The organism is Gottfriedia endophytica, assembly GCF_017814275.1.
Lineage (GTDB): Bacteria > Bacillota > Bacilli > Bacillales > Bacillaceae_G > Gottfriedia > Gottfriedia endophytica.
In genome coordinates, this window is sequence record NZ_JAGIYQ010000008.1 from 135054 (window position 1) to 160713 (window position 25660).

The following is a 25660-nucleotide window of genomic DNA, read 5'->3' on the forward strand; positions in this document are numbered from 1 at the left end:
TTTATTGCCTCCTCATAGTAGGTGGAATTTCATTTGGGTCCACTATTACTTCAACAACAACGGGTTTTTTAGTTTTTTCAATAAGTTCTAGAGAATGAATTAATGCGTCTTTTAAATCTAATGGATTAAAGCATTTATATGATTCTAATCCCATAGACTGAGCAAATAATGAAACATCTAATGGAGTATCATAAACTGCCCCAATAGATTTCCCAATCATCTTTCTCATTCCTTTTTCAACCATATCTAACATACCATTATTTAACACAATAAATAGTACTGGTGCTTCACTGTTTAAAGCTGTTGAAATTTCAGTTCCGTGCATTAACATACAACCGTCGCCAACTAAACAAACAATATTTTTATCTGGAGCAGCTATTTTTGCACCAATAGAATAACCTATGCCATGTCCCATAGCTCCAAATACATCATCAAAGAAGAAACTACCAGGTTCGTAAATGTCAAAATATTTAATGCCATAGAAAGTATGACTGCCATCATCTCCAAAAACGATCGAATGATCAGGGAGTGAATTTCTAATAACTTTTAACGTAGTTTCTGCAGACATTAGTTCATATTGGTTATTAATTTTTACTTCGCTAATTTGTTTTGGTACTAAAAATTCTGAGCTATTTTTTTCATTAATATTTTTCAGTATGTAGTTTAGATTTGAGCGAATATCTCCCAAAATTGGTGTAGTCGGTACGTCGATTGTTTTTCCGATAAAAGTTTGATCATAATCAAAATGAATAATCTGTTTCGGATACATTTCTTTTGTGAATCCCGCTACTGACATATCACTTAATTTTGTTCCAATAACTAACAATAAATCTACTTCTTGAAGTAAATAATCATTAGCTTTTTGGGTTCCCCCTAACCCAAATGGACCTAAAAAGAGTTTATGATTAGTAATAAATGTTCCTTTTCCTCCTGGTGTAGTTATGACTGGTATATTCCAATTTTCAGCCAGAAGCTGGACTTCTTTATATGCTTTACTTGAATGAACTCCTTTTCCTAAAAATAAAAGGGGACGTTCAGCTGTATTTAACATTTCAATTACTTTTTCATTTAAAGGTGAAATCATCTCATTAGTTGAAGGTAAATCGATTTCAAACGGAACAATCTCCTCCATTAAAATATCAAATGCTATAGATAAATGAACCGGACCCTTTATTCCTGTTAGTGCTTTTTCGAGAGCATGTTGTAAATAAATCTGTAACATATCAGCTCGTTCAACTCTAGCACTAAACTTAGTTACATGTTTGAACATCTCGACTAGATCCGTTCCGAAAATGGATGAATCCTGACCCATTGCTTTTCCGGTATCTGCAATAGACGGGTGCCCTGTAATAATTAAAATAGGTATATGTGACGCTTTAGCTTGTCCTGCTGCTGTAAGTAAGTTAGTTCCTCCAGGGCCTGAAGTCCCTATTGCTACACCTAGTTTGTGATTCATTAGAGAGTATCCAGCGGCTGAAAATCCAGCTCCGGACTCATGTTTACTAAGTACAAATTCAATATTATGTTGATCTGTTGCAAAAATTAATGGAGAAATAGCTTTACCTGGTATACCAAATATATGATTAATCCCCCATCTTTTAAAGTTTTTAACTAGTATTGAAGCGCAAGTTTCCATTAGTATCTTTAATCCTCTCTTATATCTATAATTTTATTAACTAATTAGTATAGTTTTCTTCAAATTGTTCAGCAGATATAGGTTTACTAAATAGATAGCCTTGAATTTCATCACATTTATATTTCTTTAAAAAATGTAATTGGTCTTTTGTTTCAACCCCTTCTGCAATTACCTTTAGGCCGAGATTGTGTGCTAAAGTTATAATCGCTTTCACGATGTTAACATCGTGATCATCAACCATAATATCGCTAACAAAAGATCGATCAATCTTTAAATAATCAATTGGAAAATTTTTGAGATAACTTAAAGAACTATATCCAGTTCCGAAATCATCGATGCTAATACAGACACCTATATCTTTCAATTGTCTTAGAACTTTTAGAGAATAATTAAAATCCATAGCCATAGATTCAGTTATTTCTAATGCTAAATATTCAGGAGCTAGTCCAGTTTGATCCAATACTTTCTTCACATATTCAACTAAATTCAATTTAAAAAATTGTTGAGTAGATAGATTAACTGCAATCTTAAATGGCTTTATTCCGGAATTTTGCCATTTTTTATTCTGTATACAAGCTTGCCTAATGACCCATTCTCCAATTTGTATGATTAATCCAGTCTCTTCGGCCAAATTTATAAACTTATCTGGATAAATTAAACCTAATTTTGGATGATTCCATCTAATTAATGCTTCTACTCCAACTATTCCTCCAGATTTATTACAAATTTGAGGCTGATAATGCAATAGAAACTCGTTATTGTCTAATGCTTTTCTTAAATCAGTTTCAAGTTTTAATTCCTCAATCGAATTATTTAGCATATCAGATGTATAAACAGCATATCCGTTTTTACCATGAGTTTTGACTTTATACATAGCATTGTCTGCATATATCATAAATTCTTCGAGTGTAATAGTGTGATTTGGATAAATAGCTATCCCAATGCTTACAGTTGTATGAAATTGATTTACATTAACGGAAAAAGGATCCTTAAATAGCTCCAACACACGTTCTGCAAATTGAATAACATAATCTTCATCTTCAAAATCTTTTAATAGGAAAATGAATTCATCTCCACCCAAACGAGCGAGCTTATCATTTTTCCCCAGACATCCTAGTAATCTTTTTGTTGCCTCTACTAGCAATAGATCCCCATTGGAATGGCCAAAGGTATCGTTTATTATTTTGAATCTATCTAAATCTAAAAATAGTATTGCCAACTTAGTTGTTTTTCCTTCTTGGCTACTCTTTATAAGTGAATCGATTTCCTTTTGTATATAACGCCTGTTTGGCAATCCTGTTAGATCATCATGGTAAGCTAAGTAGTTGTATTTTTCTTTAATTAAATATCGATCTGTTATATCTCTAAATTGACCAAATGCACCAACAACTCTATCATCTTCATATATCGGCTGTGCATCAAATAAACAAACTACTTGGTCCCCATTTTTATTTTTAAACTTAAGTTCTTCATTTTCATATTTTTCTTCATGCTCTAATACTCTTTTGAAATACTCTCCAGTTAAATCCGAATCATAAATTAACTTTCCAATTACAGAACTTCTACTTTTATTAGAAATTTGTTGAGCAAAATCATTAAATTCGGTTGTAATACCTTTTTCATCTGTGATAACTATTCCATTTCTAGTTCTACTTAACATAATTTGATTCATGATATTAAGTTTCTTGTTTTGCTTTCTTAGTAACAATTCTCTTTCAATTGAATCGACAGCCTGAGATAACATTGTTAAAAATAAAGGATTTTGAAAAGAAATTGGCATCATTATACAAACACTACCAAGTAAATTATCTTCATCCGTGTAATGAAATGCAGCACCGTAGCAAGCTACTCCATAAAGAAACTTATGATAATGATCTTCACCTATCAATGTTATAGGATGCCTTTGCTCTAAAGATAAACTTATAACATTTGTACCCGTATCTTCCTGCGTAAAAAGACTTCCCATTTCAATTCCAAATTTTTCAATGGTAGACTTGATTGTTTCGTCACCTACCATATCTAACAAGTACCCATCAGAATCAGAGATAACGACTAATATAGGCGTGCCTTTTAATGAATCTAAGAGTTTGTTTGAGAAATAACTGACAACAGATAAAATTTCACCATAGGACTTTCTTTTAATAGATAGTTCCTGATTCGTCATAAACTTTTTTGGTCTAGCTATCTTGTCTGGGTCCATATTACTTTCTCTACATAGTCTCTTAGATTTTGTTATGTAGAATGGTTCCGTATTACACATTTTTACACCTGCCCTAACTCGTTAGCAATAAAAAATTCATAATTTAATAATAATTCTAATATTACCCCGTTGCAAAATATTATTGATAAAATTCCCAATAATAAGACAATCGATCCTATTTTTCGACAATCTCCTTCTTTTTATCGGTAAATAATAAGAAATTATCAGGTATATTGTTGAATACTATGATCCATATCGTGTTGATCACTTTGAATTTGGATGAGTTTAGACAATGGATCCTTATGTTTGCCACGAAGTATTTGCTCACCTTGGGTAATAACGCCAGACTATTGGTATGAGATGATTGAATACTTGGATGAAAATGAAGAAATGACATTAGAATACTACTAATAAATTGTATGAACAGTTCATTTTAGGGGGAAAATTAAAGTGCATTACTTCATATTAAAAAAACTCAGCAATTTGCTTATTTACAAAAAAGATAAACAATGTGATAATTAAGAAAATTTTGAAGGAGGTAAGTAAGTTTATGATGCCATCTAATTGCTAATATTAATTTCTTTTCAAATTAATATGATTTTGTATTGAGTGTAAATTCACCTAATTTGTAGGTTTATTTGATATGCGCTCTTTATGGAATAAGGCAATTAAGAATGTAACTTACTTTACTAATAAAATCGAGATAATAATTTATTGGGAATTTCACGCCAGCTATAAAGGTGTGAAGTATATAGGCATAAAAATGTGCTTTTTTAAGTGTGCATTTTGCTTAGTGATACTTTCAATAATTTATATTCACTGATTATTTTAGACTGTAAGAAGAACCATCTTCTTACGGTCTTTTTATTTACAAATAAATAGTATTGAAGATCTTCTTTGCCTTGTCCATAAAGCCTAATTATGGATGAAAGAAGGAATGATTATGCTTGAATTATCGGTAAACAGGATTAAAAAATATATGGACGCTACTTTAGTTCTTAAAAATATAAGCTTTGAAGTCTTTACGGGAGAGAAGGTTGGAATCGTTGGGGAAAACGGAAGCGGAAAGAGCACGATTTTTAAAATAATCGCAGGAATCTTACCGATGAATTACTATCCGGGTTATCCTCAAACCTCTAGCCATGGATATGATGAGGGGATTATTAATTTACCGAAGGATTCGAATATTGTATACCTTGAACAAGTGCCGCACTATCCAGAAGGTTTAAAAGTTAAGGATGTTTTAAATTTAGCATTTGAGGAAATTCACGACATTGAGAGTCAAATGAGTTCAATAGAAGAACAAATGAAGATTTTAGAAGGGAAACCTTTAGAAAAAGCCTTAAAAAAGTATAGTGAATTGGTTCAATTATATGAAGTAAAGGGTGGATACGAAAAAGAAGAAAAATTTTCTAAAGTCTGTACAGGGCTGAAATTCGATGAACGCTTTTTAAATAAGGGTTTTGATTTATTAAGTGGGGGAGAAAAAACAACCGTAGGCCTTGGAAAGCTCTTAATGAATAATCCTGATATATTGTTACTAGATGAACCTAACAATCATTTAGATATGGACTCGATTGAATGGCTAGAAGGCTACCTTAAGAGCTATAAAGGAATTGTCATAATTGTATCCCATGATCGATATTTTCTAGATAATGTCGTAACAAAAATTGTTGAAATTGAGGATATGGAATCAATCACCTATAAGGGGAACTATTCGGCATTTGTTACCCAAAAAGAAGAAAATTTAAGGATTCAATATGAGCATTATAGAGAGCAACAAAAAAAGATAAATGCCATGGAAAAGACGGTAAAAGATTTAAGAGACTGGGCTATGAGAGCCGATAATAACAAGTTCTTTAGAAGAGCTGCGAGTATCCAGAAAAAGCTCGAAAAAATAGACAGAATTGATAAACCAGTTTTTGAAAAACAAAACATGAAACTTAATTTAAAAGCTACCGAGCGATCTGGAAATGAAACGATTAAGGCGATCGAACTTTCAAAAGGTTACGAGGATAAAGTGCTCTTTAAAGCTGCGAATTTAATGATTCATTATGGTGAAAGAGTAGGGCTAGTTGGTCCAAATGGAAGTGGGAAAACTTCCTTCCTTAAGATGCTGTTAGGTGAAGAACATCCGGATGGTGGTACGGTGGAATTAGGTGCTAGTGTAATTGCAGCGTATTTACCACAAAATATTACGTTTAAAAATGAAGAGTTCACAGTATTGGAATGTTTTAGGGAAGATATTTCTATTCTGGAAGGAAAAGAACGAGAATATTTATCTAAATTCATGTTTTATAAAAGTAGTGTCTTTAAAAAAGTAAAGCAATTGTCAGGGGGAGAAAGAATCAGATTAAAGCTTGGCATGCTTTTATACCAAGACATAAATTTATTAATACTCGATGAGCCTACAAATCATCTGGATATTGACTCCATCGAAACACTTGAGGAAGCTCTTGAAGATTTCAAAGGTACAATATTTTTTATTTCTCATGACAGATATTTTATTAATAAAATGAGTGAAAGAGTCATTGCTGTTGAGGAACATGTTTTTAAAAGCTATCTTGGAAATTACGATTACTATAAAAGTGAAAAAGAGAAGGTAAGTCTACAAGAAGTGAAAGAGCCTGATGAAAAAAGTAAGAAAAGTAAACCCCCAAAAAATAATAATGAAGGTAAAAGTCAGGAAACAGTTATGGCAAAGGCTTTAGTAAAGATAGAAAGGCTTGAAAAAGAAATAAAAGAGATCGATTTAGCTATGTCCGCAGGCCAAATGGGTTATGGTGAGCTTAATACGATATATTGTAAAAAACAAGAATTAAGCAAAGAACTTGATTCAGTGATGGAAATTTGGTTAAGTTGTAATAATTAACGAATGAATCATTTATTTAAGGCTATCCTGAAAATAACATCTTAAAAGACAATCCCAATAAGATGATTCCTTATTTTCATGCACCATGGTGCGAATTTTATTAGCATGTATGTTTCTTTTCTAATAGATTGTTGCTTTTGAGATTTTTAATTTTTAAACACAAAAGTTGTTTACAACGGAAGGTGCGAGACTCCTGTGGGAATAGCGGGAAGGCTGAGACCCCGCAGGCTTGCCGAGGAGGCTCAGGTCACGCCCCACGGAAAGGGAGCAACCTGGAGTTGTAATCAACTAACGCATTCTAAAATAGAAACAATATATACGAAAACAGCCTTATTAAAAAACGGCTGAAGTCCTTGATTAAAAGGATTTCAGCCGTTTAATTTTATTAGTAATTAATACTAGCAGATGGATATAATGTCGTTCCACCAATAGAAACTTTTATATCATTCGATAAAGGAACATTGTATTCATTAATAATTGTTCTCCACCACTCCCATGCAAGTCCTGTGCATTCTCTTGCTAAAATTCTTATATTTTTTGCATTAGGTGGAAGTGGTATAACTGTTGAGTAATGTGCAGTTTTGTTTTGACCGTTTCCTTCCCAAGTTTTATGCGTTAGGACTTCTTTTCCATTTTGGTCATATGAAAATTCATCCCATGATACGTCAAACTGAGCAACATATGCACCATGATGATCAAGAGTGATTTGTCCTTTAGAGTATTCTGTATAGGTAGTCTGTATATAATCAGTATTGTTATGAACAGCAGCAATTGCATCATCTTTTAAGAAAACACTTGTATATGAAATTGGATAGGCTGGGTTCTTTAAGCTAAATGTTGCATTATCTTTAATGACATTTCGTATTTCATTGAAGTCTTTTGTGACGACTTGGTTATGTGCTTGTGCATCGCCGCCTAATACTACTGCAGTAAAGGTGCTGTCTTCAAAAATATCTTTGTATTGCCCACTAGTGCTAACATTGTTGTTACCTTGAAGTAATGCTTTAAAGGCAGCTTGTACATCTTTACTCTTCGAAGTTGTTTCTAATTTCACGTAAATAGTCCTACCATACGCAACGTTTGATACCATAACAGGTGGGGATTGATTACTTACCCCTTTTCGTTTTAACTCATCGAAAGTAACACTATCATCAAAAAGATCTGATGGATTGTTAGGTAGTTCTGCACTTACTGTATAAAATATTTGTTTATAAGCCGCAACCATCACTTTTTTCTCACCACTAGCAATCGCATTAAAATCAATTCCTAGTGAATTATCCAGATAATTAGCGTTAACATTCAGAGTACTAGCTATTTGAGATTTACTATAAACCATGGATTCTGCATACTGTAGCCTAGCAGGTAAAGTATGAGTTGCTGAATATTTATCGCTCCAATTCGAAACAAGCTCATCTACTGCACCACACACATTACCATACGTTGGATTACTTACAGTGGTTGTATTTTCACTTTTTAAACCAGGCAAATCAATACTAATATTCAATGGTTTTCTTTTTGCTACTAATAAACTAGGTTGATTATCAGCAAAAGCTTGATTTGTAAGTTGTAATGCTCCCGGGTACGTACGATTTGCCATCGAATCAATAATAGAAATATCCACTGGTGAAGTAGTAAGTGATTTTTTTTCACGTTCAACAACGATGAATTTTCCATTTGAATTAACGCCTTCTTTTGGGACAAAACTATCAATCTTATCCCCATTTACAGCTAAAATTTCGCTATTATTATAGTTTAAGTTTGCTATACCGTTATCAATGTCATTCGGTATGCTTGTTTCGCTGACTGAACTAGTAGTAAGAGTTTCTGCAAATGAAATAAATGGATAATTAATAATACATAAACCTAGAGACAAACTTACTAATGATTTTGTTATTTTAGAATAATTTAGAATCTTCAAACAACCTCCTCCTTTCGCGAAATTATATCACAATCATTTTTGTCGATAATATAGGTACATAGATTTAATTTAGCTTAATAGAATGCAAGCTATTAATGAAGATTGAAGGTCGAATGAACTGTATTAATATAATTAAAAAACGGGAATTGAGTTCCATCCAGGTTTAGATGAGGTGGGGTAACTAGTAAAAATGGCATAAATAATTGTTCTTTTTAATTACTCTTTTTATGTAAAATGCGTCTCGAAGTTATGTTGAAATATTTATTCGGTTATTTTGTAACAAATGTTATGAAGTTTATAAAATATGTTTCTAGGAAGATATTGGAATCAATTTTTTTATTATACACTTCAAGGATTTTTATAAAATATGTCGAAAATATTATTAATTATATTTTTTTAAAAGGCAGGAATAAATCCATGGATAAAGACACTCTACGAACAAATTTAAGTAAAGAACATATCCACATGCAAGATTTACTTCAGTCTCTTGTCGAAACTACAACTGACGCTATTTCGATTAGAGACATGCAAGGAAATATACTTCTAATCAATAATGCCTTTGAACAAATTTATGGATGGACATATGAAGACCTGTTGAATGATCCGTACTGCCTTGTACCTGAACATTTAATAAACGAGACGAGAGAAATATTTCGTCCGATTAAATTCTTTGGAAAGAAGGTTTCAAGATATGAGACTATTCGAAGGAGAAAAGATGGACAGATTATTCATGTAAGTCTCTCAGCTTCCCCTGTAAGAGATACAGGAGGGAATATGGTTGGTACTTCTGTTATCGCCAGAGATATTACAGACCGTAAAAAAGCTGAAGAAGCATTACGGGAAAGTGATGCAAGGTACCGGGTATTAGTAGAAAATACGAACGATATTATCAGCACATACGATGTGAACATGAAAAAAATATTTGTATCGCCATCTATAGAGCTTCACTTAGGATATACCTTAGAAGAATATCTTCAGGCGGATACTTTTGATTTTATTCATCCTGATGATGTAGAAACAATCGTAAATCTCCGTCAAACAATTTCTATTCATAAAAAAATTGTGCAAATCGAAACTAGATTTAAACATAAAAATGGTTCATGGGTTTATTTGGAGACACGTTGTGTACCAATCTTATCTGAGAACGGTCAGATAGAGAAATATCTGCTTGTTTCACGTAACATTACAGAACGAATACAATCAGAAGAAGCCTTGCGTAAGAGTGAAGAACAATACAGGTTTATTGCTGAAAATACAGTAGATTTTATTTCTGTGATTAACCAAAATGGAGATGTATCTTATAGCTCACCTTCACATATGAAAAAACTAGGAACTGATCGAATTCACTTTGAAAAAATCCATCCAGATGATTCTCTTTTCGTATGTGAACGATTTTCATATATGCTAAAAGAAAAAATACCTATTATCTGTGAGTATCGATACATGCTTGAAAATGACAACTGGATTTATTTGGAATCAAGAGGGATCCCTTTTTTTGGCATTGATAGCGAATGTCGTCACTTTTTCAACATAACACGAGATATTACTGAGAGGAAACAAAACGAAGACCTTCTTATGAAGACAGAAAAGTTGTCAGTTATCGGAGAATTGGCTGCAAGTATTGCGCACGAAATAAGAAATCCACTAACCTCATTAAAAGGCTTTATTCAGTTTTTACAACCAGAGATTTCAGGAAACACCGTTATCACTGACGTCATGCTGTCTGAGTTAGAACGAATTAATTTTATCGTGAGCGAGCTACTGGTCTTAGCAAAACCACAAGATCTTCATGTGAAACCGATTCTTTTGCACAGTATTCTTGAAAATGTTGTCATGTTTCTTGAATCTGAAGCTAATTTAAAAAGTATAAATATTAATAAAGAATTTAGAGATACCTCAGTTGCAATTAACTGCGAAGAAAATCAGTTAAAACAAGTATTTATCAACATTATGAAGAATTCCTTGGATGCTACTTCAGAAAATGGTGAAATCAGTATTCAAACAAAACTACTAAATGACAATGAAGTTCTTATTCGCTTTTCTGATAACGGTTGTGGCATTTCAAAAGATTTGCTGGCTAGACTAGGGGAACCTTTTTACACGACAAAAGAGAAGGGAACAGGTTTAGGTTTACTGGTTAGTAACAAAATTATTAAAGATCATCAAGGTACTATCAACATCACAAGTGAAATCAACAAGGGGACAACTGTAGATATTACTTTACCTATTTCGATCTAATATCATTTGTAATAGTAAGTATAGAAAAGACACTATCAAAAAAATATTGATAGTGTCTTTGATTTTTTGTTACAAAATAAAATACTTTTAAATGTTTTTAAATAGAATATTATTCTACGATTAATTTTCCAGTCATATTCATATGTCCTGACCCACATACTACAGAACAGTGGTATTCAAATGTACCTTTTTTATTTGCTGTGAATTCAGCACTTTTATTTCCTTGAATGTTAACGTTGTAAGCTGGAATTGCAAGACCATGACCACCATCATCACTGTGAAGGGTGATCATTACTTTTTCTCCTTGCTTAACATGGATTTCTTTTTTATCATATTCGAAATCCTTTGCCTCTACTTTAATATTAACTACCTTTCCTGTTGACGCAGTTGTAGCAGTAGTTTTTTTTGTTGTAGTTGTTGTATCGGATTTTTTGCTAGATGCAGTCGTTGTTGCTGAAGACTTGTCCGTTGATTTTGTTGTGCTTCCACAAGCGCTTAGCATTGTTGTCATTAAAGCTACTGAGGTAAAAAAGAAAACCATTTTCTTTTTCATAAGTTAGATAGCTCCTCTCAAATTAGATTGCTTCCTTATAGTATCATTCAATTTCGCTATAAATTCTTAACTTTCATCTAGAGGTGAATAATAATTTTTTCATAAACCGCAGGGCAGGAAATAGGGAACAGGCTTGCCGCCTGCTCTGTGGAAAGCGAGTATTCTTGAGTGGAAATCAACTTATCTCATTGTTAAATGGCAACAAAGTTTACGAAAAGAACTTATAATTTTTTAGCTTATCTATAAATACGAGCGTGCCTTTTGATGGAATAATTCCTTTTTGTAAAACATATGAAAAATGACGAGTGTAATTCTGCGGAGTTTTTAAAATACAAATTTCTTTATTGTTTAATGCAGTTTCGGTAACTAGGGAGGAGATCATTGTAATTCCTAAGTTATTTTTAACTGCTTCTTTTACAGAATAATTACTTCCAAATACAATGACATTTTTAGCACTAATATTATTAGTAGATAAGAAAAGCTCTAAATATTCTCTTGTTCCAGATCCAACTTCTCTACTAATCCAAGTTTGATTTTGTACTGTTTCAATTGAAAAATCTTTGTTAGCTAGATCGTGATTATACGGAACAGCAATCTCCATTTTATCTTTATAGAAATGATTTGTTTCAAAGATGTTAGAAGGTACTGTGCCTTCAACTAATGCTATATCAACTTGAAAATTTTTAACCTTTTCACAAATGTTGTGCGTATTTTCAATAGCAACTTCTAGCTCTAAATCGGGATAGGCTTTAGTAAACTGCCCTAAAAAACCTGGTAGAAAATATTCTCCTATCGTAAAACTGGCTCCTATTCGTAATCGTCCCTTTACAGCATTTCCATAATCAAGTAATTCACTTTTTGTATCTTCTAATAACTTAATTATTTGTTTTGAACGTTCATATAGTAAATTTCCTGAGTCAGTTATATAAATCGTCTTTTGTTTAATTGAACGTTGGATCAATGATGCCTTAAAATATTCTTCAAGATGCTTAATATGTAAACTAACACTAGGTTGAGATAAATTAATCGCTTCAGCAGCTTTCGTGAAATTCTTATGTTCAACAACTGCAATAAATGTTTTAAGCTCATCAATCATACTGTTTCATCCTTTTTTAATCATTAATAATTTTAATGGTTATTATGATAAATATATATTTTTCTTATGATTATATCCATATTATACTCAAACTATAAAAAATTCACATCAGAGAAGGGTTTACTTTGAAAGGATGATTTCAGGTGGAACTAGAATTAGCGAAGTCAACGAGAAGAATCGTAAAAAAAAGTAAAGTTGTTCGCATTTTACCAGGATTATTTGCATGTATGTTGATTGCTTGGATAGCAAAATTTATAGGAAACTATGTACCTAGTTTAGGTGGTGCTTCGATCGCAATCTTTTTAGGTATGGCAGTTGGAAATACATTTGGAAACAAAGAAATCTTTGCAACAGGAACAAAATTTGCTGAAAGTGATCTATTATCTTATTCTATCGTTCTACTTGGTGGAACATTGAGTGCTCAAACTCTCCTTAAATTAGGAGGATCCGGGGTCCTTTTTATCGTATTACAAATGCTGATTACAATTGTCTTTGCACTTATATTAGGAAAAAAACTTGGGTATTCAGAAAACTTTCGATTTTTAATGGCAAGTGGTAATGCCGTATGTGGCTCTTCTGCTATTGCTGCTACGGCTCCTGTTGTCGAAGCAAATGATGATGAAAGAGGCATAGCGATTACAATTGTTAATGTTACTGGGACAGTTTTAATGTTCGTCCTTCCATTCATTGCCGGGCTAATTTACTCAACAGATACAATAAAAACATCTGCACTAATAGGCGGTGTCCTTCAGTCTGTTGGGCAAGTTGTTGCAAGTGGTAGTTTAGTAAATGAGCATGTCAAAGACTTAGCGACGATCTTTAAAATAGTGCGAATCATTTTTCTAGTTTTTGTTGTATTAAGCTTCGGAACAATGAAGAAGAAGTCTTCCAAGCAAAATAGTGGAAAGTCAGGTTCAAAGATAAAAGTACCATGGTATGTAATCGGCTTCTTTATTATGTGTACTTTATTTTCAGTAGGAGTATTTTCAACTGAGGTTTCTAAAGTATTTAAATTAATAAGCAATAACTTTGAAATAATTGCTCTTGCCGGTATAGGAATGAGAGTAAATTTTAGACACCTGATTAAACAAGGTGCAAAAGCTTCAATCTACGCTGGAGGGATTGCTATAATTCAGATTATATCTGCTGTTGTACTTATAAAGGTTCTTTTATAAAAGTGTTTAAACATTTTTTCAAAAGTATAAATAAATTTTCTCGATTTTAAAAAAAGTAATTAAAAATAATCTTTTTCATCAAAAGTTCAACTTTAGTAAAAGGAAGTAAATTTTTTAAGAAAGCTGAAATTTCAGATTTAGTTCTCGTCATTATTTTACATTTTCTGTAAAATATATGTAGTTTATTACATTAGTATTGCTGAAAATATAAAGAAATAGTCAGTGGATTTGATGGTTATATAAAATATGAGCTCTTTTATATTTTATTGTTGTTTTTTAGAAAGTTGTTTTGACAGTATATCTCTATGACTCTCTTGCGGAAAAAATGGACTACTGAGACCCTGAATAGGAATCTTGGTAGTTCTGCTGCTGAAATGGAGCGAATTTTTGAAAATACCAACAATGTTGTGTAATGAACTAAAATATAAAAAAAGCATGAAGGAGATTTAAATGATTCGCATAGCATTAATTGATGATGAAGAACATGCTCTTGATATGTTAGAAATTCTTTTGCTCGATATAGGGATTGTGAATATTATTGGTAAATTTACTAATCCATTTCATGCATTAGATGAAATGGATCGAATGGACGTTGATGCGGTTTTTCTAGATATCGAAATGCCAGGAATGAAGGGATTGGAACTGGCAAGAAAAATTCGTGAACTTCATAAAGACATACAAATTATCTTTACGACCGCTCATTCTGACCATGCTGTTGAAGCATTTGATATCCAATCAACGGATTATTTGTTAAAACCAATCTCAAGAGAAAGATTAAAAAAAGCAGTTAGTCGATTAAAGGAACGCCCTACATCTAAGATACTACGTTATGTTTATGGACAATGTTTAAATAGATTTCAAATACATATTTCTGGTGATGTACATAAGCCTGTGCAGTGGAGAACATCGAAAGAAAAAGAACTTTGTGCTTTTTTTATCCATCATTATGGAAAAGTAATCGATCGAGAAGTAATTATTAACGAGCTATGGCCAGAGTTAAATTATGAGAAAGCTAGAGCGTATTTATATACGTGTATTTCTTATTTGCGAAAAACATTCCAAGCTCACGATATACTCGCAGAGATTAAAAAAGTTGGGAAAGGATATATTTTAGAAATTGAGCATTTCATTTGTGATGTGAATGTATTCGAGGAAAAAATAGAAACCGTTTTATTAAATGAGTCTATAGACGAAGATACGTATAATCAATTGGATTTGTTATATAGGGGTGAGTATATGGCAGAAGACGATTATTTATGGTCAGTGCAAAAAAGCATAGAACTACGTAAAAAATATAAGCACTCTCTTCAGAAGCTGTATGATATTTCAAAAAAAGAAAATTCACCGTTTGCGTTAGTTGTTTTGCAAAAACTATTTAACATTTCTCCAGACTCAGAGAAATATGGAAGAGAGCTTATAAAGTTATATATACAAATGGGAAATCGTTCAGAAGCGATAAAAGTATATTTTCAATTAGAAAAAGCTATATATGAAGAATTAGGAGTTTCGTTGGAAGATGAGACAGTCAAACTATATGAAACGCTTATAATTCAGCCCACTTTTTCAAGGACTGACTGATTAAATTAGTAAATCTTTAATAACCCCAAGAACAGATAAGGGATTCGACGATTTTTAGATTTTGTTAAGAGTCTACTAGTTATAGTAAAAACGAAGATTACATTGTTAAGATAGATTAAGTTTTTACTATAATATTTTGAAAATATGAGGAACAAGAAATGAAAAAGAAGCTTATTATAGCTTTCACTTGTCTAGTTATATTAATTAATGTGTATGGACTCGTGATAGGATTGCTTTCTAACAAGAAGGCGAATACGCCAATTGCGGTAAATGGCATCCTGGATGTATCTATGTGGGATTTTAAAGTAGATGGTGTGATTCCGTTAGATGGTGAATGGGAATTTTATAAAGGTCGTATTTTGTATCCAGACGATTTCAAAAAGTTTCCAGCACTTTCTCCTAAGATTATTAAGGTTCCAAGTGGGTGGAATCATTTTGGAAGTGCAACGTACCGTTTAAAAATAAATATACGAGATGGTAGTCCAATTTACGGTATTAAAACAACGAATATTCAAATGTCGAATCGAATGATCGTGAATGGAAAAACGATTGGCGAAAGTGGAATTCCGAAAAACGATAAGTCTTATACAGCAAAAAACACACCGTATGTCAGCTATATTAAACTTAATCCAGGAATAAATGAACTAATTGTTCAAGTAGCTAACTATCATTACTCAGCTGGTGGAGGAATCAAGCAGTCCATTTTTCTAGGAAAATATGAAGATATTATGAAGTTAAGAGAAAAAGCAATTATACATGAGTGGATTATGGTGACTGGATTTTTCATCATGGGACTTTATTTTATCGGCTTATACCCTCAACGCAAAGAGGATTTATCAATTCTATTTTTCGGACTATTTTCTATTGTACTCTCTTTGTACATTGCGTCCCATGGTGAAAAAGTAATTTATATGTTATTTCCAAGTATTTCGTATTCCACTTTTACCCGAATTCAATTTTCGACTGCACCATTAAATCTCACGCTACTGAATATTTACATATATTTATCGTTCAAGCAGTTTTATTATAAACGTTTTATGAAAATAAGTGTTGCCATAGGACTACTTGCAACAGTTTTTGAACTCTTTTTTCATACTGTATCAAGTCCACTTCTTTATGCCCAGCTTATAATTGGTACGATGATTTGTTTATATATGATCTACGTTTTAGTAACAGCAATCTTTCATAAAGTAGAGGGAAGTGTGTATATATTTTTCGCTATACTTTCTATAATGGAATACAGTGCCTATCAAGGAGTGCAGCAATTTTGGAAAACCTCTGAAACAGCATTACCACCAGTGGAACCATTTGTTTTCCTATTAATGTTTGCTTTGCAAATGTCACTTCGTCTATCAAATACGTATAAACAGATTAGTGAACTATCGGTTCAATTAATTAAGACAGATAAGCTGAAGGATGATTTTTTGACGAGGGTATCGCATGAGTTTAAAACACCACTTCATGGAATTATGAATATTTCACAATCTATGATGGAAACATCGGCAACAAAGCTTCATCCAGACCATAAAGAAAGATTAGAGCTACTTACAAGTATATCGAGTCGATTATCACAACTTGTATACGACATTCTTGACTTTTCTAAATTAAAACAAGGGATGTTATCTACACATCCAACGGGTGTCGATGTACATTCAGCAACAACGGTGATGCTCAAAATCTTTTCATTTATGACAAAGGAAAAGGATATTCAGCTAGTAAACGAAGTTCCAAAAGAGCTTTCATATGTGTTTGTAGATGAAATTCGATTTCAACAAATTTTAAGTAATTTGATTGACAATGCGATTAAACATACAGAGAACGGATATGTCGCCGTTTTAGCAAAAGAACTGGATGACGTCATTGAAATTTCGGTTAAAGATACGGGGAAAGGAATTGAACCCCATTATCTTCACTCTATATTTGAACCATTCTATTCCTTAGAAACGACTAATTATCAAGGGTTTGGGCTTGGACTAAGCATCGTGAAGCAACTTATTCAGCTACAAGGTGGGGATATTTCAGTGCAATCTGAGATAGGGAAAGGAACAATCTTTACGTTCACTCTTCCTGCTGCGACAAATAGAGATGTCCAAGCACCTGCAAAGAAAATGGATGAAATCGTTGTGAAAGAAAGTGGCTACTCCTTCACGACTCCGTATTATGTTAGAAATAATGGACGTTATACGATCCTCATAGTCGATGACCAATATTCTAATTTAAAAGTATTACTAGATGCATTGGAATCATCCGAATACAATGTCATTGCAGTCAAAAACGGCTACGAAGCGATAGAGCAATTGAAAAAACATCGCTCAATTGATTTAGTCATTTTAGATTTGATGATGCCAGGGATGTCAGGATATGAAGTCTGTCAATGGATAAGAAAACAGTACAATTTAGTGGAACTTCCTATTTTACTCGTAACAGCAGCAATTCAACAGCAAGATAAACTAGCTGCTTTTCAAATAGGTGCAAATGACTTTTTACAAAAGCCCTTTGATTTAGCAGAATTAAAGGCACGTGTTCAAAGTCTATTATCTATGAAGGAAGCAGTTACGAAATCACTAGAAATGGAGAGTGCATTCCTTCAATCACAAATTAAGCCGCACTTTTTATACAATGTGTTGAATACAATTATGGCGTTAAGCTATAAAGATGTGGAGAAATCACGTAAACTAACGATCGATTTTTCTGATTATTTAAGAAGAAGCTTTGATTTTAGTAATACAAACAAATATATTTTGTTTGAAAAAGAGATTTCTCTTATTCGTTCCTATGTCGAAATTGAGAAGACCAGATTCAAAGAGAGAATACAAATAGATTATGAGATTGAAGCTTCGATGATGGATGTAAGAATACCTCCTTTACTCATTCAGCCCCTTGTAGAGAATGCGATTCGTCACGGGATTGGTAGTCTTTTAGAAGGAGGAACCGTGAAGATTAGGGCGTATAAAGATGAGCTGTTTGCTTATTATCGCATTGAAGATAATGGTGTTGGGATGGATAAGAAACGAATAGAAGAGTTGTTTATAAGAGACTCTACTACCAAGAGCGTTGGATTGAAAAATATTCAGCAGAGACTTAAAAATTTGTATGGTACAGAACTGAAAATTGAAAGTAAGGTTGGAGAAGGGACTAACGTAACACTTCAAATACCACTTTCGAATCAAATGAGAAATATAGATTAAGGAAAGACGATGTGTCGATTATCGGAGTAATTTTTTGTCCTAAATAATGGCATTCTTTCTAGAATAGTTGATGAATTTACTAGTGACTCAATAAGGGCGATTTCCGCTTTTATGAGTCACTTTTTCTTTTGAAGAGTAATTTGGAAGATATAAAAGATAGGTTTCGTTGTTTAGATTTTGTTAAGTTGTTATATGTTACGTTGAAATAACTAATAAAAAAATAGAATAGGGGTTAATGAATGAAGAAAAAGTCAAAAAGACACCATTTTTTTAGTATGAAAGTTATGAGCTTACCCTTGCTTCTCATCACAACTGTGGTAGAACCATCGGTTAGTAATGCAGTGTCATCTTCTCTTAGTATAAAAGGAGACGTTATATTAGCAAGTGATGTAAGTTGGATGAAACCAGGCTTATCGACTAATCAAAATGTACTTTCAATTGACCTTAGTCAACATTTTAGTTTTCTAGATTCTAATTCTATCAGTCTATCAGCTTCCTCAAGTAATGTAGGCGTTGCTGATAGTTCAATTTCAGGGAGTAAACTTAACTTAACTCTCATATCAAATGGAGTGACTACTATTAAGGCGACTGCAACAGATAGTAGTGGGAGAATAATAAACGACCAGTTTAAAGTAAATATAACAAAAATAGGAGATATTGACGGCGATGGATCTCTTTCACCATCAGATGCTCTATTGGTTTATCAAGTAATCAATGGAAAGGTTACGTTAAGTGAAGACAAAAAGAAATTGCTGGATGTAGATGGCGACGGTCAAATAACGTCAAAAGATGCTACTGAAATCTTGAATGCTTATTCAGGTAAACCGAGTGTAATAAAAAATAATGAGTATTTTGTAACAATAAGTGATGAAAATGATACTCCAGTTGCTTCTGATGTGAAAATATCAGGCATTGCTAAAGTTAATCAAACAATAAGTGGTTCATACCATTATTTTGATATTGAAAACGATGCTGAGGGAACACCAAAATTCCAATGGTATCGTAGTGATGATGAAAATGGTCAGAATAAAGTTGCTATTCAAGGAGCTACAGCATCTTCATACACGATTCAAAACGAAGACGTAGGTAAATATTTATTCTTTGGAGTAAAACCAGTTGCTTTAAGTGGTAATGTGAATGGATCTGAAGTTATAAGTAGTGCAAGTACAAAGGTTGTAGATTTTGCTCCAACTCTTCAAGGATTCACATGGGAAAAGGGAAGTGCCTCTGGAACAACTAAAGCAATCGTAGTTCCACAAGGAAAGTTAAAATATGTAGTCGGTGATGCTGGACAATATCCTCACCCATATTTAGGAGATGATGCCAGTGATTATCAGAACTCTTTAAATACAGGTGCCGATATTTCTATTAAAGCAGGTCAACAACTATTTATAGTTTCTGTTGATGATCAGAATCATATTATTGGTTGGGTAAACGAAACGGTAGATAAAGATGCTATTAAATTAGAAACACCGCCAGAGTTAAGTGCCGACAATTCTGTGAATCATCTTGGTACGGATATTGAAATTACTTTTAATGATGATCCTACATGGCAAGCTGCTATAGAGGATGTTTTACTGGATGGCGTCTCTTTAAATGACAACTACAGTTTATCTGATGGCAAAATTACTTTAAATAAAAATCTTTTTAATGTAGCGAAAAATTATCAAATAAAAGTTGTTGCTAAAGGTTATGAGGATGCAAGTGTTTTACAAGAAATAAAAGTTAATGAAGCACCTTCAGCTAGTCAAGTGAAGATTTCTGGTGATACACAAGTAGGTAATGTACTGACAGGTATGTACCAGTATTCTGACATCGAAAATGATCCAGAAGGAAATACAAAGTTTCAATGGTACAGATCTGATTCAGTGGATGGATCTGATAAAGTAGCTATTCCAGAGGCAACTACACAAACATATACGATTCAAAATGAAGATGAGAATAAATATATTTTCTTTGAAGTAGTACCAGTTGCTTCAAGTGGACTAACTACTGGCACTTCTGTATTAAGCGATGGTACCCAAAAGATAACAACAGCTACTCATACTGTGACATTAACGGCACTAACAGATCCGCAAGACTTAAGAGAGGATAACTTAGACGGTGCATTAGTAACGTTGTCACTTACAGGAGCAGAGTTTAAAGATGATCTTAGTACGGATGATTTCAAACTTAACAATGCTCCATCTGCTTTGAATTATTATGTTGCAAGAATGGATGATACAACCGCAATGTTGATATTTGAATATGATGGTCCTGATTTTGATGCAGATATTCCAAATTTCAGCGTAACGGTTAAAGCTAGTGCTTTGAAAAGTGGAGAAGAAATGACCACTAACAATATCCCTATTACTGCAATAAAGGAACCAACAACACCAGTTTTGGTTATTTCTGAATATTTACAAGGATTGGGTGGCAAAAGAGCTATTGAGTTATATTATGCAGGGGGTTCTTTACAACAATTGGGTACAGATTATGTGTTAGAGGTTCATAAATACGATAAAATTACCCACCAAAACAGTACAACTAATTTATCTATTAATAATAAAAATAATTTTAGTATGTCATATATCATCATAGATTCAATTTTTTATGATTATTTTGATGTTACAAATAATTTGTATTTCAACGATGAAACTCCATTAAGTGTTAATGACAAGATGAATCGGAATCCTATTACAGTCACTGCATTAGTATTGAAACGAAATGGTGAAGTGGTCGATGTATTAGGAGATCCGAATTCAATTAACCCAATACTACCAGAAGACAAAGAAGAGACTATCATTCGGAAAAAGTCATTTATTGGGGGCTCTTCTACGTATATGAAGTACCAATGGAAAATGTATGATAAGAATGTATATCAATACATTGGTAAATATACACCATGACAAATAGTTTAAGTAGATTTCTAGAACATGAGATTCGTAATCTAGGAGGAAATATCGCGTGAAAATGAAAAAAGTAATAAGAAAGACTATATATTATATAGCTACAATTATCTTTTTTTTGGCCAGTGTAACTTTTAATCCGCTTAGTTCAAAAGCTAGTGTAGGTCAAGAAAATACAAGTATTTTAATTGGGAATGTTGAAGGGGTACGTGGCCAAATAATTGATATTCCTGTTACTGTTCAACAACAGACCGCTGGCATTTCATCTTATGGCATGAAGGTTGGTTTTGATCCTAATGCATTAGAGGTGGTTAGCATAACTCCATCACACGGAAGTGCTGACGAAACAAACTGTCCGGATAATAGAGATGGTTGTTTTGTATCGAACTATAACAATAATGACGGGTGGATTACAGCGGCATGGGTAGATACTTTGGGTGGTGATCACCCGATTATTGGTGAAAAATCACTTTACTCTATAAAGTTTAAAATTAAATCATCTAGTTTATATGGAGAAACCCCTTTAAAAATTATAAATGCAAATAGTTCAGATTTAATTTTTACTGATAGTTCTAATCAAATAATAGAAACAAAAGTTACTGATGGGAAGATTACAGTAATTAATGACAGTTCGTCAAATGGTTCATCGAATAATGGATCATCGGATAATGGTTCATCGAATAATGGTTCATCGAATAATGGATCATCGGATAATGGTTCATCGAATAATGGATCATCGGATAATGGTTCATCGAATAATGGTGGATCATCGGATAATGGTTCATCGAATAATGGATCATCGGATAATGGTTCATCGAATAATGGTTCATCGAATAATGGATCATCGAATAATGGATCATCGAATAATGGTTCATCGAATAATGGATCATCGGATAATGGTTCATCGAATAATGGATCATCGGATAATGGATCATCGAATAATGGTTCATCTAATAACGGCTCGTCTAATAATAACTCATCTGATACAGGATCAAATATAGATGGTCAAATAAGTTTACCGTTGAATCGTACAACTGACCAGAATGGTAAAGTAACTGATGAAGTAAATATTACTCATGATCTTATTCAAGAATCAGTACAAAAATTAAAACAAGTTGGCGGAAATACATCTAGAATTTTTTTACCGGATAAACAGGATAATGTTTCGGTGATAAAAGTCAATATTCCGAAAAATTCAGTAGATACTCTTGGCGTTAATAATATGAATCTAGAGATTTCTACAGAATCAGCTAAAATTACAATACCTAATAAATCATTAGTGGATTCTCAGGATGATCTCTATTTTAGAATCATGCCAGTAAGAAAAGAAGATGAGAAACAAGTAATAAAAGACCGAGCATTGAACGAAAAAATTGTTAAAGAAGTTGTTGGTGGGAAAGATGTAAAAGTCTTAGGTATACCGATGAATATTGAGACAAATATGGAAAATCATCCTGTCACAATTACATTACCATTACCTAATGGACTTCAAGTTAGTGAAAAAGAAAAAGTGGACATGCTTAACCATTTAGTTATTTATATTGAGCATCATGATGGAACAAAAGAAATTGTAAAAGGGAATATGATTGAGTATGCTAATGGAAAACAAGGAATAGCTTTTAATATTAATAAATTCAGTACATTTACAATGTTATATATGCAAAATATGAACAACAATATTCCGAATAAGGCTCCGACAGCTGATAAAGTAAGAGTCATTGGTAATACAATTGTTAATACAACTCTTAATGGCCAATATATCTATAGAGATCAAAATAACGACCAACAAGGACATTCTATTTATAGATGGTATCGTGCAAGCGATGCAAAAGGTACGGATAAAAAGGTTATATTGGGTGCAACAAAATCCAGTTACAAGTTAACGTTAGCAGATCAAGGTAAATTTATTAGTTTTGAAGTAGAACCTATAGCTAAAACGGGAGAAATAAAGGGAAGTAGAGTAATGAGTGCGTTTGTAGGACCTGTCATTACTATGAATGCTGCACCGATTATTAAAAATGCTAAAGTAATCGGAAATACAATAGAGAATGCTACTTTAAAAGCATATTACGTATACCAAGATACTGAAGGAGATCTTAAAGGGGCACCTATCATAAAATGGTATCGCGTGGATCCGAAAACATATGTGAAAAAATTGATTTCTAATGAAACAAAGAGTTCATATGTATTGACTAAGAAAGATATAGGAAAATCTATTCTATATGAAATTACACCTACGGCTAAAACGGGAACTAAATTTGGAAAAACAGTATTTAGTTTACCGACTACAGTTATCAAAGCTGCTGTTAAATATAGCGGTCATTTAAAACTAGGTGCTATCAAAAATAAATCGTATGTAAATAAGTTAGCATTAGCGATAAAGAACAATTATAAAGGTGCGAATGTAATTGTCAAAAAAGAAGGTTCTATCTACCGTATTTATGCAGATTTCATTGACAAGAAACAGGCTGAACAAGTAGGAAAAGAGATGAAAAAAAGAAATCTAATCGTTAACTATTATGTTTATTGATTTTTCATGTAGACTAATTAGATACTAATATTCAGACCATAAAAGAAAAAAGTGGCTGTCCAAAAAATCAGTATTTCTGATTTGTGGGCAGCCATTTTAATAAAGTGAAACTACCTTCAGTGGTTACCTGTTAATGCGGGATAAATTATCTTATAGAATATATAAAAACTAATTCCAGAAGCATTGGTTTTCAAGATGACATTAATTGTTTATTTATTGGATGATTAATTCCCTAGCAACCTCTAATGCTTTATCAACTTGCCTTGTCTTATTGTAGAAATTAAATAATTCCTTTTTTGAGCGTTGAATTAAAAAAGAAAAACCAAATTTATTATACATAGGCAACGCTTCTTCCTGCAGGTATTGATGATATTCTTGTTCTTTCGATTGAATTAACAAAGAGTGAAGAGTGAATAAGTGTTTATATAATAATTGATTATCTTTAATAGCGGTTTCTAATCCTTCTTCAGCAAGTTGTAGTAATTCCGCTTTTGAAAGAAGATTTCCATCAAATGAACTATGGATATAGCCTTCCAAAGAGATTAAGTAAGTGTCAGAACCTTTTTCCTTAAGACTCATAGATTCTTTATAAAACTTACTTGCTTGCTCATAATTTCCCCTTCGAAATAGTTCGTAAGCTAAGTTATGTTTAACTTTTGCTTTTCGTTCAGGTGCATTACATAAGTCACAGCTGTGTATTAAGCTTTCAAATCGTTTTATTATTTCATTATCATAGACATCTTTCACTTGAATAGTCATAATCATTTCCGCATCAATTACCCGTAGATAGCTATTTATTTCTTTAAAAAATTGACGGGATTTTTCAGCATAAAAATAAGCCAAAGCAGGTGATTCGATTGTATGATATGCCATAGATAGATGGTAATAATATTCAGGATTATTATAAATTTCAATTTGTATTTCTTTTAATATTTGAATTGCTTTGAGGAAATCTTTTTGTTCTAAATAATACATACCTAATACATGTTTTAGTAGATTACTTTCATAGGAAGTTAGCTTATGTTCGATTTTTTGGATCTCATTAATGATAATTAATGCTTCCTTGGTTTTCCTATGCATAAGTAGATATCTAGCTCGAAGTAATTTATACAAATACATATAATCAGAGATTTGGATTAAATCTTCATTTTCTAGTTCATTATTAATACGATCCATTTCGTCAAATAATTGCATAATAATAGCATCGTGCCAATCAGATAAGCGTTTCTTTATGTTAAAAAGGTTTTGTATTTCTTCATGAATGTTTATTTCTAATTTCTTTGATAAAAGGGTGATGATTTCTGGGGCATATTCAGTTTGTAATCTTTCAATTTTACTAATATGTGTCGTAGAACAAATTCCTTTTCCAAGTTGTTCTTGTGTAAGCTGTTTCTTTTCACGATAATATTTAATGATTTTCCCCTCATACATTTCTTACTCCCCCTTTATATTGAAATTTTGATTAATTTAAACTCTAAATTCCCCCAAGTATATAGAAGATATTTTTAAGATAGGTAGTGTAATAATAGTATAATACTGAAATCTTTTTTTGTATTTTATAAAATTCTATATTTTCTGACAAGTGAGTATGTTCCCTTTGTCAATATGTGTTGAAGAGAGGAAAAATTCCTATAATAAATTCCCCCAAGTTACTATAGGCTGTTTTCGTATACATTGTTGCTATTAAAGAAGGTGTTAGTTGATTACAACTCCAGGATACTCGCTTTCCGCGTGGCGTGAGCTAGCCTCCTCGGCAAGCCTGCGGGGTCTCAGCCTTCACGCTATTCC

13 protein-coding genes are annotated in these 25660 nt (G+C 32.6%); 7 read left to right on the top strand and 6 right to left on the bottom strand.

Features of this window, described 5'->3' with window-relative positions; genetic code table 11:
• Position 1: 1 nt before the first annotated feature.
• Positions 2 to 1636 (bottom strand): thiamine pyrophosphate-binding protein, encoded by a 1635-nt coding sequence (locus J5Y03_RS13060; protein WP_209406372.1) that lies wholly within the window; start codon positions 1634 to 1636, stop codon positions 2 to 4.
• A 40-nt stretch (positions 1637 to 1676) separates the two neighbouring features.
• A complete protein-coding gene (locus tag J5Y03_RS13065) occupies positions 1677 to 3896 on the bottom strand; it encodes an EAL domain-containing protein (RefSeq protein WP_209406374.1) in 2220 nt (739 codons plus the stop codon).
• Between the two features lie 883 nt (positions 3897 to 4779).
• Here J5Y03_RS13065 and abc-f point away from each other — a divergent pair.
• Positions 4780 to 6708 carry a ribosomal protection-like ABC-F family protein gene (gene abc-f, locus J5Y03_RS13070; protein WP_209406376.1) on the top strand — a complete coding sequence of 643 codons (1929 nt, stop codon included), beginning with the start codon at positions 4780 to 4782 and terminating at the stop codon, positions 6706 to 6708.
• Between the two features lie 385 nt (positions 6709 to 7093).
• Here the strand turns inward: abc-f and J5Y03_RS13075 are convergent, their stop codons facing one another.
• On the bottom strand, positions 7094 to 8626 hold the full coding sequence (locus J5Y03_RS13075) for a thiol-activated cytolysin family protein (RefSeq protein WP_245208887.1): 1533 nt from the start codon (positions 8624 to 8626) through the stop codon (positions 7094 to 7096).
• Positions 8627 to 9043: 417 nt separating this feature from the next.
• Between J5Y03_RS13075 and J5Y03_RS13080 the strand changes: the two genes are divergently transcribed.
• Complete coding sequence (locus J5Y03_RS13080; RefSeq protein ID WP_209406378.1) at positions 9044 to 10864, top strand: PAS domain S-box protein; 1821 nt, start codon at positions 9044 to 9046, stop codon at positions 10862 to 10864.
• Positions 10865 to 10973: 109 nt separating this feature from the next.
• On the opposite strand, the gene J5Y03_RS13085 is transcribed toward J5Y03_RS13080, so the two are convergent.
• Together J5Y03_RS13085 and J5Y03_RS13090 are read right to left on the bottom strand one after the other, a co-directional pair.
• A complete protein-coding gene (locus tag J5Y03_RS13085; protein ID WP_209406380.1) occupies positions 10974 to 11417 on the bottom strand; it encodes a cupredoxin domain-containing protein in 444 nt (147 codons plus the stop codon).
• A gap of 208 nt (positions 11418 to 11625) precedes the next feature.
• Positions 11626 to 12513 carry a LysR substrate-binding domain-containing protein gene (locus J5Y03_RS13090; protein ID WP_209406383.1) on the bottom strand — a complete coding sequence of 296 codons (888 nt, stop codon included), beginning with the start codon at positions 12511 to 12513 and terminating at the stop codon, positions 11626 to 11628.
• A gap of 143 nt (positions 12514 to 12656) precedes the next feature.
• On the opposite strand from J5Y03_RS13090, the gene J5Y03_RS13095 reads away from it, so the two are divergent.
• From J5Y03_RS13095 to J5Y03_RS13115, 5 genes are all read left to right on the top strand, one after another.
• Positions 12657 to 13688 (top strand): YeiH family protein, encoded by a 1032-nt coding sequence (locus J5Y03_RS13095; protein ID WP_322099581.1) that lies wholly within the window; start codon positions 12657 to 12659, stop codon positions 13686 to 13688.
• Positions 13689 to 14138: 450 nt separating this feature from the next.
• On the top strand, positions 14139 to 15266 hold the full coding sequence (locus tag J5Y03_RS13100; protein ID WP_209406385.1) for a response regulator: 1128 nt from the start codon (positions 14139 to 14141) through the stop codon (positions 15264 to 15266).
• A 158-nt stretch (positions 15267 to 15424) separates the two neighbouring features.
• Positions 15425 to 18454 carry an ATP-binding protein gene (locus tag J5Y03_RS13105; protein ID WP_209406387.1) on the top strand — a complete coding sequence of 1010 codons (3030 nt, stop codon included), beginning with the start codon at positions 15425 to 15427 and terminating at the stop codon, positions 18452 to 18454.
• Positions 18455 to 18693: 239 nt separating this feature from the next.
• Complete coding sequence (locus J5Y03_RS13110; protein ID WP_209406389.1) at positions 18694 to 21342, top strand: hemoblobin-interacting domain-containing protein; 2649 nt, start codon at positions 18694 to 18696, stop codon at positions 21340 to 21342.
• A gap of 64 nt (positions 21343 to 21406) precedes the next feature.
• Complete coding sequence (locus J5Y03_RS13115) at positions 21407 to 23872, top strand: cohesin domain-containing protein (RefSeq protein ID WP_245208896.1); 2466 nt, start codon at positions 21407 to 21409, stop codon at positions 23870 to 23872.
• A gap of 213 nt (positions 23873 to 24085) precedes the next feature.
• Here the strand turns inward: J5Y03_RS13115 and J5Y03_RS13120 are convergent, their stop codons facing one another.
• The gene (locus tag J5Y03_RS13120) at positions 24086 to 25303 is read right to left on the bottom strand and encodes a helix-turn-helix domain-containing protein (RefSeq protein WP_209406394.1); all 1218 of its coding nucleotides are present in this window, start codon (positions 25301 to 25303) and stop codon (positions 24086 to 24088) included.
• Between the last annotated feature and the right edge of the window lie 357 nt (positions 25304 to 25660).

Excerpts from the sequence above, each read along its gene's own strand:
- J5Y03_RS13065 (WP_209406374.1), bottom strand. The coding sequence starts at position 3,896 with ATGTGTAATACGGAACCATTCTACATAACAAAATCTAAGAGACTATGT.
- J5Y03_RS13085 (WP_209406380.1), bottom strand. The coding sequence starts at position 11,417 with ATGAAAAAGAAAATGGTTTTCTTTTTTACCTCAGTAGCTTTAATGACA.
- J5Y03_RS13110 (WP_209406389.1), top strand. The coding sequence starts at position 18,694 with ATGAAGAAAAAGTCAAAAAGACACCATTTTTTTAGTATGAAAGTTATG.
- J5Y03_RS13060 (WP_209406372.1), bottom strand. The coding sequence starts at position 1,636 with ATGGAAACTTGCGCTTCAATACTAGTTAAAAACTTTAAAAGATGGGGG.
- J5Y03_RS13105 (WP_209406387.1), top strand. The coding sequence starts at position 15,425 with ATGAAAAAGAAGCTTATTATAGCTTTCACTTGTCTAGTTATATTAATT.
- J5Y03_RS13115 (WP_245208896.1), top strand. The coding sequence starts at position 21,407 with ATGAAAAAAGTAATAAGAAAGACTATATATTATATAGCTACAATTATC.
- abc-f (WP_209406376.1), top strand. The coding sequence starts at position 4,780 with ATGCTTGAATTATCGGTAAACAGGATTAAAAAATATATGGACGCTACT.
- J5Y03_RS13090 (WP_209406383.1), bottom strand. The coding sequence starts at position 12,513 with ATGATTGATGAGCTTAAAACATTTATTGCAGTTGTTGAACATAAGAAT.
- J5Y03_RS13120 (WP_209406394.1), bottom strand. The coding sequence starts at position 25,303 with ATGTATGAGGGGAAAATCATTAAATATTATCGTGAAAAGAAACAGCTT.
- J5Y03_RS13080 (WP_209406378.1), top strand. The coding sequence starts at position 9,044 with ATGGATAAAGACACTCTACGAACAAATTTAAGTAAAGAACATATCCAC.
- J5Y03_RS13100 (WP_209406385.1), top strand. The coding sequence starts at position 14,139 with ATGATTCGCATAGCATTAATTGATGATGAAGAACATGCTCTTGATATG.